The sequence below is a fragment of the Lactiplantibacillus fabifermentans DSM 21115 genome (assembly GCF_000498955.2).
Classification (GTDB): Bacteria; Bacillota; Bacilli; order Lactobacillales; family Lactobacillaceae; genus Lactiplantibacillus; species Lactiplantibacillus fabifermentans.
The window spans coordinates 1-14,710 of record NZ_AYGX02000084.1 but is presented as its reverse complement, the minus strand read 5'-3'; the positions used below and the strand labels follow the sequence as shown (position 1 = coordinate 14,710).

Below are 14,710 nucleotides of genomic sequence, written 5' to 3'. Positions count from 1 at the left end.
ATGACAGGATGTTAATGACCGTCTCCAGCCACTGATTCGGCCAGCGTGGAGCAACCCGTGGCGCCAAAAAGCGGTCGCCACGGCGCCTGGCAGCCAAGCAAAACCCACTTGTCTGTCAGGTCGGCTCATGTCCTAACCGAGCAAAAAACGCTCGCTAAGGACATCACCACGCTGACCAAATCAGTGGCTTCCGACTAAATGGTGATGTTAAATGGAATTTTAATGTCACTATTTAGCGTTTGGAAGTGGTGTGATACTGTCATATATTAGTAAAAACGCTATATTTGGATACTCTAGTTCCGTAGTTAATTTACCTGATTCAGGCATGCAAGTAAAGTTATCTGTGGGAATATAAGCATTTCTTAGCGAATTGGCCGCCTTCATTTTGAAATAAAGGTCAAACAATTATATTGCCAAAATTATATTTAGCAAGGCTTAGTGGCTTATGAGTATACTCACATCATTATACTTGCTTTACTAGCTAAGATAAAGCTGTTCAAGGAATTCACAGCGCTTTCACTAACAAAAAAGCTAAAATAATTAAGCAGTTTTCGTGAAAGCGGTACCCATCATTTTCCCGCTTTAATGTTACAAAATATTACAAAAAACTGTTTATATTACAAACTAACTAGGAAATGGTAATCAACCTGCTATTTGTTTGTTACATGCGTTCGGTACACTAGCATCTGTTGTTAACCGCCGTAACCTGATGGGTGTGACGGGGCGCACGAACAAAAAATAGGAGTGACGTTATTTAATGAAGATCAAGAGTTTACTATTATCCACCGCTGCGGCGGCCGGTTTATTGGTGGTAGGGGCCACGGCTGCTAACGCTGATACCGTAACTGTTAAGGCTGGTGATACGGTAAGTGCTATCGCTGCAAATTACAATACGACGATTTCAGCAATTGAAACGGCTAACCATTTAGCTGACGTGAACTTTATTCTCGTCGGTCAAAAATTAGAAGTCAACGGCACAACGACTCAAGCTTCAAGCGCGACGACTACCGCAACTTCGCAAGCTAGCTCACAAAGCTCTGCCAGTTATGCAGCCGCTTCATCAGCTACTTCGCAAGCTAGTTCCGCTGCTGTTAGTTCACAAGCCAGCTCGCAAGTGAGTTCACAAGCAACTTCCCAAGCTAGCTCGGCTGCCCCAACGAGCCAAGCAGCTGCTAGCACCACTAATACGGCTACTAGTGCCGTAACGACCACGACCACCAGCGATAGCGACAGTGCCGCTAAAGCTTGGATTGCCAACAAAGAATCCGGGGGTTCTTACACGGCAACGAATGGTCAATATATCGGTAAGTATCAATTGAGTTCTTCATATTTAAATGGAGACTACTCCGCCGCTAACCAAGAACGCGTGGCCAACAGCTACGTGGCTTCTCGTTACGGCTCATGGGCCGCAGCGCAAGCTTTCTGGCAAGCTAACGGTTGGTACTAAGCTTAATTCAGTTAAACTAAATAAGTCCTAAGTCAAAAAAACGGCATTCGTCTTCAATCTAATGAGGATGAATGTCGTTTTTCGAATGCTTATGATTGTGCAGTCATTAAAGTGGGGGTCGCATGAACGATATGCGCCGGCGTTCCGACCGCAGTGGCATGGGCCGGGACATCCGCCAAAACGACCGCCCCGGCGCCGACTTGACTGGCCACACCAATGGTAATGGGACCTAAGAGTTGGGCATGCGCCCCAATCATGGCCCCCCGTTGGACATAGGGATGGCGCCGACCAGTCGCTTGAAAGTGGCGCGCCCCTAGAGTCACGCCGTGTAAAATGGTCACGTCGTCTTCAATAATGGCGGTGGCACCAATCACCGTCCCGATACCATGGTCGAAAAAGACGCGCTGACCAATTTTTGCGGCTGGACTAATGAGAATCCCGGTGCGATGCGCGGCGTGGCGACTGAGCAGTTCTGCCAACGTGTAGCGGTGGTGCTGATATAACCAATGGGCCAACCGATACCAACCTAAAGCATGTAGGCCGGGATACGTTAATAAGACGGTCCAAAGATTATGCGCGGCGGGATCGCGTTGCAAAATGGCGCGGGCCGTTTGCAACCACGCCTTACGCCTGAACACTAGCAAAACCGCGGTCGAGGTCGGCAATTAAATCTTCACTCGCTTCGACGCCCACGGATAAGCGGATGAGTTCATCTTTGATGCCGTTTTGCAACCGAATATCGCGGGGAATAGCGCCGTGGGTCATTAAGGCCGGAATTTCGATTAAACTTTCTAAAGCGCCTAAGCTTTCAGCTAATGTGATGACTTGTAAATGTTCCACGAATGCTTTGGGGTCCAAACCCGGTTGAAGTTCGAACGAAATCATGGCACCGAACCCGTGCATTTGTTTTTTAGCCACCGCGTAGTCCGGATTGTCGGGGTCGCCGGGGTAATAAACTTTAGCGACCGCTGGATGTTGTTTCAAGTAGTTAAAAATGGTTTCGGCATTACTCAAATGCGCCCGCATTCGTAACGCCAACGTTTTGATGCCGCGTTGCAAGAGCCAACTTTCTTGTGGTGCTAAAATACTGCCAATCGCATTTTGTAAGTAGCCAATTCGGTCGGCTAAGTCAGCATCTTTAGTCACCACGAGTCCAGCGATGACGTCACTGTGACCGCCTAAATATTTCGAAGCGCTGTGTAAGACGATGTCGATGCCGAGTTCGAGTGGCCGTTGCACATAAGGCGAGGCAAACGTATTGTCAATAATACTGGTCAAATGGTGGGCTTGTGCTAAGTCCGCAATGGCTTGAATATCTGTAATGTGTAACAACGGGTTAGTGGGGGTTTCTAAATAAATGGCCTTGGTCGTCGGTTGAATCGCATCATTGACGGCGTTCAAGTCGCGAGTGTCAACGACGGTGAAAGTCATGCCAAAGCGCTTTAAGACACTGTCAATCAACCGGAAAGTCCCACCATAAACGTCGTTACCGACAATAATATGGTCACCCGCTGAAAAAAGGGAAAAGACGGTATTAATGGCTGCCGAACCGGAAGCAAAGGCGAAGCCGGCCGTTCCGTGTTCAAGTTGAGCAATTAAAGCTTCGACGGCACCACGAGTGGGATTACCGGTCCGAGAATATTCGTATTTATTTTGCCCAATTTCGTGCTGACGGAAAGTCGATGCCATGTAAATCGGCACCGAAGTCGCGCCAGTAGTTTGGTCTTCGCTAACGCCGCCATGAATTAATGCTGTTTCAAATTTCATAATTAATAACCTCTATTTTTCGTAAATTTTTTGGGATAAGTAACGTTCGCTGCTATCGGGAAAAATGGTCACAATCGTGCTGTGGGCGGGTAATTTGGCGGCAAGTTTTAAACTAGCCGCCAACGCCGCGCCACTGGAACTACCGACGAATAAGCCGTGGTCGCGCGCTAAGTGCCGGACTTGTGCGAAAGCATCGGCATCACTGATCGTCAACGTCTGATCAATGGTTAAATCCTTGAAAAACGGTGGGATGAATTCGACGCCGATTCCTTCAGTGCGATGAGCATGCGCTGGCCCGCCATTTAAAATTGAGCCCGCGGGTTCCACTACGACGGTTTGAATGGCTGGATTTTGCTGCTGTAAATATTTGGCGATGCCGGCAAAAGTGCCACCACTACCGGCCCCCGCGACAAATGCGTCGATGGGCTGCGTCAAATCGGCAGTCAGTTCGGGTGCTAACGTCTGATAGTAGGCCGCCGGGTTAGCCGGATTTTTGAATTGCATCGGGACGTAACTGTTATCGATTGTCGCTGCCAATGATTCGGCTTTGGCAATGGCGCCTTTGATGCCGAGTTCCGATGGCGTGTGGACGAGTTCAGCGCCTAACGCTTGCATCAAGGTTTGCTTTTCGGCGCTAAACTTTTCCGGCACAACTAAGATTGTTCGTAAGTGGTGCGGTTGCGTCGCTAGAGCTAAGCCAATCCCGGTGTTACCCGCGGTGGGTTCGATAATGGTCGTTTGGTCGTTGATGATGCCACGTTGATAACCGTCTTGAATTAAGTAAGCGCCGAGCCGGTCCTTGATGCTACCGCCAGGATTGAACATTTCCAGCTTGGCGTAAATATGGCTGTCATTGGGGACGGCAATGGGTAAGTCGATCAACGGGGTATGGCCGATGAGCTGGTGTACGTTTTGAATTAACATTTTTGAAAACCTCCGTGAATTTGTTAAGCAAGGAAGTAATTCAGAATACAAAAAGAGCGCGGAATTCAACTGAATTCACGCGCTCCTGAAGATGACCCAGCCATGCTGGGCATCGTTTTTTTAGGAATTACATCCTCAAAAAAGTCAATGCTTAACATGCCGAACATCGCCATAAACGCGTTGTTCGACAGCAACAGTTGTTAAATGCATTAAAACTAAATTGAGTCATGATAATTCCTCCTCGTGGTTTGATTGGTGCTAACTATACAAGATAATTTTTATGGCGTCAAATGTTTTTTGTTTCGGATGGATTGCCGCCGGTCGTCACTGCGGTGGACGCCGTGGGGTAGACCTTGGGCCAAAAAGCGGTCCCAAGGGCGCTTTCAAGCTTGGCCATAACCCATTGCCAATCTTAAAAGTCGACCCCAAAAACAAGCCGGAAAAATCGCCGACTTGTTTTTGCGACACGGCGTCCACCGCAGTGCCGACCGGCTAGCTAACCGTTATGATTTGAGGTCGTTGCAATATTGAATATAATATCCGGATGGTCAGCTGTTTTTTGTGTACAGTAAGTCTAAGAAGGATGTATACTATACAGCTCATACCACTGGTCATCTGCATAAACATCCGAAATAAGCAAATAGTGGTAAAACACGGCATAAGCGTGGAAACAGAATTCAAAAGTATCGCTTGATTAAAATGGGTATTCGGCAGAAATAACTACTTCTCATTCGTATAATCTAGGTGATTGACTATATAAAGGACTTTTGTGTATTATGATATAGGAAGATAGAAGACACGGCGATGAAGAAAAAGAAAAAAATGTTTATCAGTCTTATTATTTCTATAGCAGCTATATTTGTGATTTTGGGAAGCTATTACTTAATTCCAATAACACCTGAGAATGCTATCAGACTTAGAATTGTAGAAGACTTCCATCCAATCAATACTGCAAAGGCAAGTCCAAAGAAAGTTTCAGACGGAGTTAGCTATACAGGCAAGAATTCATGGTCATATTACAGCATACGCAAACATTATGTTTCCGACACTGAGGGGTCTGAAATCCACGTGTTAGGAGTCAGCAAAGGATCATTGTTTTATAAAGCACATTTTGTTTATCCAGTGGGATAAACAAAATAGCTAATGATTCATCTCCGCACTGACTACCTACACTTACTTTCAAGGCAATGTCATTCTTTGTTTAACGGGTGGTGAAATACATTGAAGTGTAAGAAAGTCAAAAAGCTTTTAATAGGTTTGTGCACCGTAGTAGCACTGGCACTTCTCCTTTTCGTTCCATTTACTCCTAAGAATGCTGTTCGTCTGAGCATACTGGAAAATATGCATCCGTTTGGGGCTGTAATGGCTTTTCCCAGCAAAATGAAAAAAGGGGACAGTACGGGACTTTCAGGAAATCATATAGCAAATTACTATCAGGTTTTGGTAAAAGTTAGTTCAGACATGGGTGGCTTCGACACTTACATTGTCGGAGTAAAAGAGAAAAAGAACGGGGAGATGTTCTATAAGGCCGAATTAGTCTATGATCCTGCTTAGTTCAATGAAGAAGGAAAATTATGAAAAGCTTTGTGAAATCGAGTACGGTTTTGCAGGGCTTTTTAGTTTCTGGAGAAAATAAAAACCAAATAAACTCTCCCAAATCTAATATTAGCTACAGTGGCTTTGAAGTAAAGTATGTATCGGATAAAATGCCCATAATAAAAACCTCACCAATTTATTTGATGAGGCAATCATATCTTGATCTGAAGGTGTTTGGAATACGGTCAGTTATTAGGTGCTTACTGTTTTTTAGGGTTTAGCTTTGAATGGCGTAAAAAAATCCATGTGATAACTTTTAGTCATCACATGGAATATAAATATGTTTATGGATTTTGGTTTAAAAATAGCATTAGGCTTGGCGAACTAACTTTAAATCTTCCAGATTATCGGCGACAAATTTTTGATAATGGTCAAAGCATTCGTTTAAGAAACCAATCGTCTTTTCATTGGTCAGCTGACCATTTTCATCGAATTGTTGTGGGGCATTGCTTAGTAGAAATTCATAGCCAGGCATGACGAAGGCGTTAACGCCGGGCGAATTTAAGATTTGGCGGAGATTGTCTTGGGCGCGGGCCGTGCCTTGGACGCCGAGGGACGCACCGACAATCATAACCGGTTTCGTCGTGAAGGGGTGCGCGACGGTTGATAACCATTCAATGGCACTCTTAAGTGCCGCTGGGATGGCGTGGTCGTATTCGGCGGTGGCGATGATAATGCCATCGGCGGCCGTCAATTGATCGGCGAGCTTAGTGACACTAGCTGGGACCGTTTCTAAGTTCGCTTCGTTGAACAGCGGAATGTCACTGATTTCAGCAATAGCCAGCTGAACTTGGTCCGCAAAGTGCGTCTGTAAATATTTTAATAAGTCACGGTTATATGATTTGGGGGCGTTGTTGCCGACTAGCCCAACTAAATGTAATGTCATTTGAATCACTCCTAGCAATTGAATACCGTTATTATAATGTGAAAGCGCAAACAATGTTAGGCGGCCAAGTATCTTTATTAGTGCGGGAAAGTATCTTTTGGGCATGCTGAACGTGCTGTCCGGGTAAAATGGCGAGTTACATTGACCACGATAATTTATGAAAAATAGTGTTTTTTGAGTACTGGCTAAAAATTTAGACTTGCCTTCGTCCTACTCGAAGCCAGTACACTAAAGGCAAATAGCAGGAATGGGGGATTTAAATGCGATTGAAAAAAAGTTTGGGCTGGTTACTAGTCGGCCTGTTAGCCTTCGTGTTAAGCGGTTGTGGGACGCAGCTCAATACAAAAAAATACGTGCAAAGTACCACGCCAACATTATTTTTCCACGGGGGTGGCAGTAATTATCATGCCGAAGAACATATGGTGGACGCCGCCAAAAAAGCGGGTGTGACCAATACGGTGATTCGCGCAATGGTTGATAAACGTGGTCACGTGAAGTTAGTAGGGACGATTAAAAAGGGTGCCATTAATCCGATTGTTGAAGTTAATTACGCCAATAATCGGCAGCTCAATTACCGTAAACATGGGCAGTGGGCGACGAATGTGGTGGTCGCGTTACAAAAGCAATATCAGATAAAAAATATTAATTTAGTGGGGCATTCGCTCGGTAATATTTCGTTGATTTATTACTCATTGGAAAATGCTCAGCGGACGGATTTACCGAAAGTGCGTAAACAAGTCGACATTGCCGGTCACTTCGCGGGTCTGGACTTCAAAGGAGTTCCTGCTAGTATTCAACAACCCGCCAATTTAAAGCTAAATGCCGCGGGTAAGCCGAATCACATGAATGCGACTTATCGTGAGATGACGAAGCTGCGGCGAACGTTGCCCAAAAATCAAATTCAAATTTTGAATTTATATGGCAATATTGGTGGTCATACCGATGGGACCGTCCCAAACGTCTCGTTGTTGTCGTTAAAATATCTCGTGGCTAATCGCGCCAAAAGTTATCGGGAAAAACAATTTACCGGGAAACTGGCACGCCATAGTAAATTACACAGCAATCCGCAAGTTGATCGAACGTTGATTCAATTTTTGTGGGGGAAGTAAAAGAGTGGTCCACCAGGCGGTTAGTTTGTGAGCATTAACGTGGGCATGGTTGCCGATCCCGGGTTAAGTGGAACAAACTGCCTTTTGCCGCACGTTTCGACAATGAAAATATGAGCAGAAAAATAGTGCCCAATGAAACAACTAGCTGACTGTTTCATCGGGTACTATTTTTGAGCGCTTTTCAAGATGTTTTAATGTTTTAAGTCGTCAATGACACTAGATTCAGCGGCATTAAAGGTCCAACTGCCGTCACTATTTTTTTCATAAGCCATTTCGGTAACGTTACCGGTCTTCATGTCGGTGAAAATGAACTTGATTTCGTCATTATTACGCGTCGCATACCGCACGTTCAAACCATTCTTGGCGTTATCCTTGATGGCTTCTACGGCGGCGCCTAAAGCGGGACCGTCGGGATATTGACTTGCTAATTCGAATTTTGATTGGGCCATTATAAAACTCCTCGTTGCTAAATAGTGGCTTAATTATAACACGGCATAGCGTAGCCAGACCGTATCTTCGATGGGCGTGGCTGATATTAATTTGAAGTTAACGAGTTGTTGTTGGTCATCGGTCGCCAGTGGTTGAAATAACGCCGGTGCATCGGCTTGACCATCGGCGCCCGGAATTAAGACGATGCTGACTTCATCACACAAGCCTTGCTTGATAAACGACCAATTCAACACACCGCCACCGCCTAACATGATCCGTTTGAGGTGAAAAGACCGGGTTAATTTGTCTAATGCTAGCGGAGCATCGAGTTGGTTTTCACCGGCAATAACGTATGAGATATGTTGGCGCCGTAAAAAATCTTTATAAGCGTTGCTAGCTTGGTTGGTTAACACTTCGACGACCGTCGCCGTGGTGTCGTTATATTGAAGCTGATGGTGGTGCCAAGCTAAGCGGCCGTGCGGGTCAATGGCAAAATAATATTTGGGATGCGTTCCGGGCACAATATAATCGCCAGCGGGGACGGGGGCGGCATTCAGATCCAAATCTGGTTGTTCATAAAAAGTAAAGTTGTCATCGGTGGTGGTTCGACCAGAAAGCCAGCCTTCGTTCGGGTCGAAGGCGCCACCGGGTTCAAACGCGGCGTGATAAAAAGTCTGCCCAGCGACGGCGGCCCCAGCAGCTTGATGGTAATTACCGACAATCTTGCCGTTGAGCGCCATTGTCATGTGACAAAAAATAGTTGGTCGTTGCATTGAAAATTCCTCCGTTATGTTTTGATAAAGCCAGTGTACAAGTTAAAGTCAACTTTAAGTCAAATAAAAAGATTAAAAAAAGCCTTGCCTTGAAGTTACTTCAAGGGTGTAAAGTGAGTTTATCAATTAAAATAATAATAACTAAATCGAAAATGGAGGAATTATTCATGAAAACAGCCGTATTTGTTGAACCAGGAAAAGTCGCAGCCCGCGAGTTACCTAAAGCCCAGGTGCAAAAGCCAACCGATGCCGTGATTAAAATCGTCCGAGCGTGTGTTTGTGGTTCCGACCTCTGGTGGTTCCGGGGCATCTCCAAGCGCCAACAACCTTCCGCCGTGGGTCACGAAGCGATTGGAATTGTTGAATCTGTCGGTGATGAAGTGACGAATGTGCAGCCCGGTGATTTTGTCATTGTGCCATTCACCCATGGTTGTGGGCACTGTGCCGCTTGTTTAGCCGGCTTTGATGGTGATTGTTTGAATCGTGATGAAAATGACACCGAAATCGTCGGTTACCAAGGTGAATATTTGCGGTTCAAGAACGCGAACTGGGCATTAGTTAAAGTGCCTGGTCAACCGAGTGATTATACCGATGACCAATTAAACGATTTATTAACGTTGTCCGATGTTATGGCGACTGGTTATCACGCCGCGGCAATGGCGGAAGTGAAAGCTGGCGATACGGTCGTCGTCATGGGGGATGGCGCGGTTGGTTTATGTGGCGTTATTTCAGCGAAGTTGCTCGGCGCTAAACGCATTATTGCCATGAGCCGCCACGCGGACCGGCAAGCCTTAGCTCAAGAATTTGGCGCAACGGATATTATCGCTGAACGTGGTGACGAAGCCGTCAAGAAAGTCTTTGAAGTCACTGATGGTGCTGGGGCCGATGCCGTTTTGGAATGTGTTGGGACGGAACAATCTGTCGATACGGCCGTTAAAGTTGGTCGCCCAGGGGCCGTGGTTGGCCGTGTTGGGGTGCCACAAAAAGCCGAAATGAACACCAACAACTTGTTCTGGCGTAATATCGGCTTACGGGGTGGGATTGCGTCAGTGACGACCGATGACCGCAACACCTTGTTACAAGCCGTGTTAGCTGGGGATATCCATCCCGGCAAAGTTTTCACGCAACGGTTTGATTTAGACCACGTACAACAAGCTTATGAAGCGATGGACCAACGAAAAGCAATCAAGTCATTGTTGATTGTGAGTGAATAAATTCCCCGCAAGCTTAGCATAGGGCAATGGATCTCCGTCAATCGCGGAGGTCCATTTTTGAAACGAGATCCGCTGGGAAAAAAGTTGATTTTTTCGTAAAAAGGCTTGCCTTGAAGTTACTTGAAGGTTGTAAGCTGTAAACATCAATTGAACAAATGGAGGAAGACGTTATGACAAATATTTTAATTATTGGAGCCACTGGTACCGTTGGCAGCACTACGCGGCGATATTTTTTAGACCATAGTACTGACCAATTAACCTTAATGGCGCGCAATACGGGTCGACTCGGAACCCTAGATGCCACGCGTGAACGCGCGGTGACTGGCAGTGTAACGGATGCGGCGGCATTACAAAAAGCGCTAGCGGGGCAAGATGTGGTCTTTGCGGCATTAAGCGGTGATTTGAAAACGATGGCGCAAGCGTTAGTGGCGGGCATAGACCAAGCTGACGTTAAGCGACTTTTATTCATTACGTCGATGGGAATTTATAACGAAATTCCAGCGTCATTAGGTGGCGGTAACTTGGCTAGCAATCCCGTTTTGCAGACGTATCGCGATGCCGCTGATGTCATTAGTGCTTCGGACTTGAATTACACCACGATTCGGCCCGGTTGGTTTGATAATGGCGATGATACGGACTATCAAGTCACTAAAAAAGGTGAAGCGTTCGGTGGTCATGACGTTTCCGTACAAAGTATCGCGGACTTAGTTTTACGGTTAGCGCATGACGATACATTCGGTGCGCGTGACAGTTTAGGAATTAATCGGAGGTAATCATGATGACTGATGCGGATGTTTTAGCGTTATATCGCCAATATAATGTGGCGATGGCCGCCCGGGATACGGCAACCTTGGACCAGTTATTAGCGCCGGACTTTACGTTGACGCATATGACTGGGTATCAACAACCGCGGGCCGAATGGCTGGCACAAATTGGCGATGGCACGATGGGCTACGTTGCTTCTAAGGAACACCACGTCATCGTGACTTCGATGACCGACCAAACTTGGCGGGTAGTGGGGCAAAATTACGTGACGGCTGCGGTTTATGGTGGTGCCACGCAGGACTGGCCGTTGAATACGGACATGCAAGTGGTGATGAGTAACGGGCAGTTACAAATTTTGAAAGCAGTTGTGACAACTTTTTAAAACAAAATACTTGCCTTCGAGTAGGCTCAAGGTCGTAAACTAACGTTATCAAAAATCAACGAGAGGGGTCGACATGATGCAACGGATTTTATTGATTGGGGCGACGACGTCCTTAGGGCAAGTGACCCGTAATTATTTATTGAAAAATAGTACCGATGAAATCACCATCTTGGATTCGCATGCCACCCGCTTGGTAACGGATGACGGGCGCGAAACTGTGATTAACGGGGACCCCACCAAATTGGACGTGTTAGTATCGGCGTTACAACAACAAGACGTGGTGTTAGTCACGTTGAATGACAATGTGCCAAGCTTAGCGGCAAATCTCGTCGCGGCGATGCAAAGTCGGCAGTTAAAACGGCTCGTTTTGGTGAGTTCGATGGGTATTTATAACGAAATTCCCGCCCATCTCGGTCCCGGTACCAATTTGAAACAGAATCGGCGGTTACAACCGTTTCGACAAACTGCGGATATTATTGAAAATTCTGCGTTGGATTATACCATCGTGCGACCAGCGGGCTTAGATGATGGCTTGGGTGATTACGAAGTGACGTTGAAGGGGGAACCTTTTGGCGGTCGCTGTGTTGCCCGGTTAGCCGTCGCGGATGTTATTTTAACGGCCATTGATACAGCAGCCTATCAGCGCGAAAGTGTTGGGGTGGACCGGCCAGATTGAATAAGCCGCCAATCTCCAAAGCTGCTCTTTCTTGAAGTTGGTAATTGCCGCAGTTGGCTGACCGTAATTTCATCGTCCTGGGACCGGTCCAAGCCTGAGAAGCGGTCTTGAACCTCGCTTTTGAGCCCAAAGGTCAGGTCTCAAAAGGCGTCCGTGGTGTAAACGGGCCAAAAACGCCCGTTAACGCCACCTGCAGGACGATTCCATTACGGTCAGCCAACTGCTAATCTCAGCTCGGGTTCAAAATAACGTCAGTAGATGAAATTGTGATTGAATATTTTCGATGGTGGTTGGTCCAATCAAGAACTAGCTGTTAATAACCGACATTAAGTAAGAACGACTAAAGATGTCGGTGATGCTAGTTGTAGATTCAACGATATTTGAAAGAATCCCGTGTTTATCACGTTTCGGCTACAAAAGAATAGTAAAATCGAATGGGTACTTGATGAATTCCCAATTTTATCAGGCACCCATTTTTTAGTGATGTTGCTCATTCTTTTTAACTGAAAAAACTAAATAGTAATAATTACTATTTACAACATGATGAAAATCTGTTAGCTTTATAAATGGTAATGATTACTATTTATATTTTTGGAGGTTTTTTTATCGTGAAATTTTTCAAATGGCGTCGGGGACTTTGGTTAGGTTTAGTGTTGTTAATCGTTGGTGGGGTGCTCGGAGGTTGTCAAAGCAAGTCGACGACCAACTCGAGTGCTAACAAAAAGCTAACGGTCGTGACAACCACGGATTTTTATGGTGAAGTGGCCAAAGCGGTTGGCGGGCAACATGTCAAAGTAACTTCGGTAATCAATAATCCGAGTGTCGATCCGCATGACTATGAACCAACATCTAATGTGGCGAAAGAAGTTGCGGCGGCCAATGTGGTGATTGCTAATGGGCTCGGGTATGACGGCTGGATGAGTAAGTTGGTCAAAAACGCTGATCAGGCGACCTACATCAAAGTCGGCGAGACAGTGATGGGGAAAAAGAATGGCGATAATCCCCATATTTGGTACAATCCGCAAACGATGCCGGTATTGGCCAAATATGTGGCTAAACAGTTGAGCAAACAAGATCCAACGCATCGCAAGGCATATGAAGCGAACGCACAAAAATACATTGCGTCGTTAAAACCCGTACAACAAAAATTAACCGCGTTACAAGAATTGGCTAAAAAGACAAGTAACAAAACAGTCTTTGTGAGTGAACCAGTCTTTGATTACGCGTTGAGTGCGATGGGGTTTAAAGTCGGTAACCGCGCTTTTGAGTTAGCGGTTGAAAATGGCAGTGACCCTTCACCTAAAATAATTAAAAAGATGCAGGCGGATATTAAAGCTCACAAAATTGCGTTCTTCGTGGAGAACAAACAAGTGAGTGACAAGATTGTGACTAACATGACGAAGTTGGCGCAACAAAATAATATTCCGGTGCTTAAAGTTACGGAAACTAAACCCGCGCATCAAACTTATAAACAATGGATGTTGTCGCAGTACACGCAGTTGCATCAGATTTTAACGGATAAATAATAACGCGAAAAAAGTCGTTTGATGAAATTTCATCAAGCGACTTTTGGGTATAGCGGATTTGATTGTTGAACCGGTGATAACCGCATTAGGCGGCCCAGCCCACGAGTCGTAAGAGGGCCATGGCAATGACGCCGGTAATCACGACGGCGAGTAAGCTCTTAGTTAAGACCCCAGCTAAAATAGCTGGAATCGAAGCGTAGATGTTTTCTAGGTCAAAACCGGGCCAATGTCCGGCATGATAGGTGAGTAAACTCTCGACAAAGATGGCGGTCATGATGGCAATGGGCACAAATGATAAGAAGTTGATCAGCCATTGCGGGACGGTCAAATTTTTAATCACGGCAAACGGGACCACGCGTGAGAGCCAAGTAACGAGTCCGCATAATAAGATGGTGACGAAAATATAAACACTCATTTAGGACTCACCACCATTCCAAAACCGCATCCGAGTAACGTCGCAATCAGTAAGGCAATATTACCAGGAACAAAGCGCATCAAAAAGTACATCGCAATGGCGACGAATAAGACGACCAGTAATTGTGTCTTCAACGATTTACTACGATCGGTAATGATTTGCAAGTACAGCAGTCCGATAAACATGCCGACGACGGCGAAGTCGAGCCCGAATTGATTGGGGTCGGTAATTAAATTGCCGAGTAGACAGCCGACCACGGTCGCAGCCGCCCAAACTAAGTAGGCGATAATGTTAGCGGCATGTAGCCATTGTGGGCGTAATTTTTTGTCGGTTAAATTGATTTTGTTCATGCTTAAGGCGAAGGTTTCGTCGGTTAGCAGGGACCCTAAACCGATATTTTGCCACAGGGAATCCTTTTTAAAATATTGCGCAATCGACATACTCATTAAAATCATGCGCGAATTAATGAGAAAGGTGGACAAAACGATGGCGGAAACCGGACTACCAGCTAATAACATACTAATGATAATGAATTGTGCCGAACCGGCATAAACGATTAACGACATGAGTAACACCGCTAGGACGGATAAGTGACTAGTGTTGGCGACAATGCCCATGGCAAGGCCGACGCCGATGTAGCCAAAGAGCGTCGGGACGACGTCTTTGAGGCCACTACGAAATGATAAATCTGCATTCATAATAACTGGCAACCTTTCTATGTATTAGAATAAAAAAACTAATGAATTATAGTGGTAGATTGCAAATTTAATCCGAATTTTTGGACAAATTGTTCAGCATAAC

Annotated in this window: 17 protein-coding genes; 9 read left to right on the top strand and 8 right to left on the bottom strand. The window is 45.7% G+C overall.

Features of this window, described 5'->3' with window-relative positions:
* The first annotated feature begins 757 nt into the window (after positions 1–757).
* The gene (apf, locus tag DY78_RS08310) at positions 758–1,447 is read left to right on the top strand and encodes an aggregation-promoting factor (protein ID WP_024624756.1); all 690 of its coding nucleotides are present in this window, start codon (positions 758–760) and stop codon (positions 1,445–1,447) included.
* Positions 1,448–1,536: 89 nt separating this feature from the next.
* Here the strand turns inward: apf and epsC are convergent, their stop codons facing one another.
* The 3 genes from epsC to DY78_RS08295 are packed head-to-tail and all read right to left on the bottom strand — an operon-like array spanning position 1,537 to position 4,138.
* Entirely contained in the window at positions 1,537–2,064 is a 528-nt protein-coding gene (epsC, locus tag DY78_RS08305; protein ID WP_024624755.1) for a serine O-acetyltransferase EpsC, read from the bottom strand.
* 7 nt (positions 2,065–2,071) lie between these two features.
* A complete protein-coding gene (locus tag DY78_RS08300; RefSeq protein ID WP_024624754.1) occupies positions 2,072–3,214 on the bottom strand; it encodes a trans-sulfuration enzyme family protein in 1,143 nt (380 codons plus the stop codon).
* 12 nt (positions 3,215–3,226) lie between these two features.
* A complete protein-coding gene (locus DY78_RS08295; protein ID WP_024624753.1) occupies positions 3,227–4,138 on the bottom strand; it encodes a PLP-dependent cysteine synthase family protein in 912 nt (303 codons plus the stop codon).
* Positions 4,139–4,942: 804 nt separating this feature from the next.
* Between DY78_RS08295 and DY78_RS08290 the strand changes: the two genes are divergently transcribed.
* Both DY78_RS08290 and DY78_RS08285 read left to right on the top strand, forming a co-directional pair.
* Positions 4,943–5,269, top strand: coding sequence for a hypothetical protein (locus tag DY78_RS08290; RefSeq protein ID WP_024624752.1), 327 nt, complete (start codon positions 4,943–4,945; stop codon positions 5,267–5,269).
* A gap of 90 nt (positions 5,270–5,359) precedes the next feature.
* Positions 5,360–5,692, top strand: a complete 333-nt coding sequence (locus tag DY78_RS08285; RefSeq protein WP_024624751.1) for a hypothetical protein — start codon at positions 5,360–5,362, stop codon at positions 5,690–5,692.
* A 352-nt stretch (positions 5,693–6,044) separates the two neighbouring features.
* Here the strand turns inward: DY78_RS08285 and DY78_RS08275 are convergent, their stop codons facing one another.
* Complete coding sequence (locus tag DY78_RS08275; RefSeq protein WP_024624749.1) at positions 6,045–6,620, bottom strand: NADPH-dependent FMN reductase; 576 nt, start codon at positions 6,618–6,620, stop codon at positions 6,045–6,047.
* A gap of 260 nt (positions 6,621–6,880) precedes the next feature.
* Here DY78_RS08275 and DY78_RS08270 point away from each other — a divergent pair, with 260 nt between their 5' ends.
* The gene (locus DY78_RS08270) at positions 6,881–7,729 is read left to right on the top strand and encodes an alpha/beta hydrolase (RefSeq protein ID WP_024624748.1); all 849 of its coding nucleotides are present in this window, start codon (positions 6,881–6,883) and stop codon (positions 7,727–7,729) included.
* A gap of 191 nt (positions 7,730–7,920) precedes the next feature.
* Here DY78_RS08270 and DY78_RS08265 read toward each other — a convergent pair whose 3' ends face one another.
* Both DY78_RS08265 and DY78_RS08260 read right to left on the bottom strand, forming a co-directional pair.
* Positions 7,921–8,178 (bottom strand): hypothetical protein, encoded by a 258-nt coding sequence (locus tag DY78_RS08265; protein ID WP_024624747.1) that lies wholly within the window; start codon positions 8,176–8,178, stop codon positions 7,921–7,923.
* 33 nt (positions 8,179–8,211) lie between these two features.
* On the bottom strand, positions 8,212–8,931 hold the full coding sequence (locus tag DY78_RS08260; protein ID WP_024624746.1) for a dihydrofolate reductase family protein: 720 nt from the start codon (positions 8,929–8,931) through the stop codon (positions 8,212–8,214).
* A gap of 167 nt (positions 8,932–9,098) precedes the next feature.
* Here DY78_RS08260 and DY78_RS08255 point away from each other — a divergent pair, with 167 nt between their 5' ends.
* The 5 genes from DY78_RS08255 (at position 9,099) to DY78_RS08235 (ending at position 13,494) form a co-directional block, all read left to right on the top strand.
* Positions 9,099–10,145, top strand: coding sequence for a zinc-dependent alcohol dehydrogenase family protein (locus DY78_RS08255; protein ID WP_024624745.1), 1,047 nt, complete (start codon positions 9,099–9,101; stop codon positions 10,143–10,145).
* A gap of 170 nt (positions 10,146–10,315) precedes the next feature.
* Entirely contained in the window at positions 10,316–10,918 is a 603-nt protein-coding gene (locus DY78_RS08250) for an NAD(P)H-binding protein (protein WP_024624744.1), read from the top strand.
* Between the two features lie 2 nt (positions 10,919–10,920).
* Positions 10,921–11,292, top strand: a complete 372-nt coding sequence (locus DY78_RS08245; protein ID WP_051385221.1) for a nuclear transport factor 2 family protein — start codon at positions 10,921–10,923, stop codon at positions 11,290–11,292.
* Between the two features lie 73 nt (positions 11,293–11,365).
* Positions 11,366–11,968, top strand: a complete 603-nt coding sequence (locus tag DY78_RS08240; RefSeq protein WP_082621234.1) for an NAD(P)H-binding protein — start codon at positions 11,366–11,368, stop codon at positions 11,966–11,968.
* A gap of 608 nt (positions 11,969–12,576) precedes the next feature.
* Positions 12,577–13,494 (top strand): metal ABC transporter solute-binding protein, encoded by a 918-nt coding sequence (locus tag DY78_RS08235; protein WP_029778970.1) that lies wholly within the window; start codon positions 12,577–12,579, stop codon positions 13,492–13,494.
* 85 nt (positions 13,495–13,579) lie between these two features.
* Here DY78_RS08235 and DY78_RS08230 read toward each other — a convergent pair whose 3' ends face one another.
* Together DY78_RS08230 and DY78_RS08225 are read right to left on the bottom strand one after the other, a co-directional pair.
* On the bottom strand, positions 13,580–13,909 hold the full coding sequence (locus DY78_RS08230; RefSeq protein ID WP_024624740.1) for an AzlD domain-containing protein: 330 nt from the start codon (positions 13,907–13,909) through the stop codon (positions 13,580–13,582).
* A complete protein-coding gene (locus tag DY78_RS08225) occupies positions 13,906–14,607 on the bottom strand; it encodes an AzlC family ABC transporter permease (protein ID WP_024624739.1) in 702 nt (233 codons plus the stop codon). Before DY78_RS08225 ends, DY78_RS08230 begins: the two co-directional genes overlap by 4 nt.
* Positions 14,608–14,710: the final 103 nt, after the last annotated feature.

Bases quoted from the DNA above. Each gene is read 5' to 3' on its own strand.
- DY78_RS08290 (WP_024624752.1), top strand. From the start codon at position 4,943: ATGAAGAAAAAGAAAAAAATGTTTATCAGTCTTATTATTTCTATAGCA.
- DY78_RS08225 (WP_024624739.1), bottom strand. From the start codon at position 14,607: ATGAATGCAGATTTATCATTTCGTAGTGGCCTCAAAGACGTCGTCCCG.
- DY78_RS08230 (WP_024624740.1), bottom strand. From the start codon at position 13,909: ATGAGTGTTTATATTTTCGTCACCATCTTATTATGCGGACTCGTTACT.
- DY78_RS08265 (WP_024624747.1), bottom strand. From the start codon at position 8,178: ATGGCCCAATCAAAATTCGAATTAGCAAGTCAATATCCCGACGGTCCC.
- DY78_RS08295 (WP_024624753.1), bottom strand. From the start codon at position 4,138: ATGTTAATTCAAAACGTACACCAGCTCATCGGCCATACCCCGTTGATC.
- DY78_RS08300 (WP_024624754.1), bottom strand. From the start codon at position 3,214: ATGAAATTTGAAACAGCATTAATTCATGGCGGCGTTAGCGAAGACCAA.
- DY78_RS08270 (WP_024624748.1), top strand. From the start codon at position 6,881: ATGCGATTGAAAAAAAGTTTGGGCTGGTTACTAGTCGGCCTGTTAGCC.
- DY78_RS08255 (WP_024624745.1), top strand. From the start codon at position 9,099: ATGAAAACAGCCGTATTTGTTGAACCAGGAAAAGTCGCAGCCCGCGAG.
- DY78_RS08245 (WP_051385221.1), top strand. From the start codon at position 10,921: ATGATGACTGATGCGGATGTTTTAGCGTTATATCGCCAATATAATGTG.
- DY78_RS08240 (WP_082621234.1), top strand. From the start codon at position 11,366: ATGATGCAACGGATTTTATTGATTGGGGCGACGACGTCCTTAGGGCAA.
- DY78_RS08275 (WP_024624749.1), bottom strand. From the start codon at position 6,620: ATGACATTACATTTAGTTGGGCTAGTCGGCAACAACGCCCCCAAATCA.
- DY78_RS08250 (WP_024624744.1), top strand. From the start codon at position 10,316: ATGACAAATATTTTAATTATTGGAGCCACTGGTACCGTTGGCAGCACT.
- apf (WP_024624756.1), top strand. From the start codon at position 758: ATGAAGATCAAGAGTTTACTATTATCCACCGCTGCGGCGGCCGGTTTA.
- DY78_RS08260 (WP_024624746.1), bottom strand. From the start codon at position 8,931: ATGCAACGACCAACTATTTTTTGTCACATGACAATGGCGCTCAACGGC.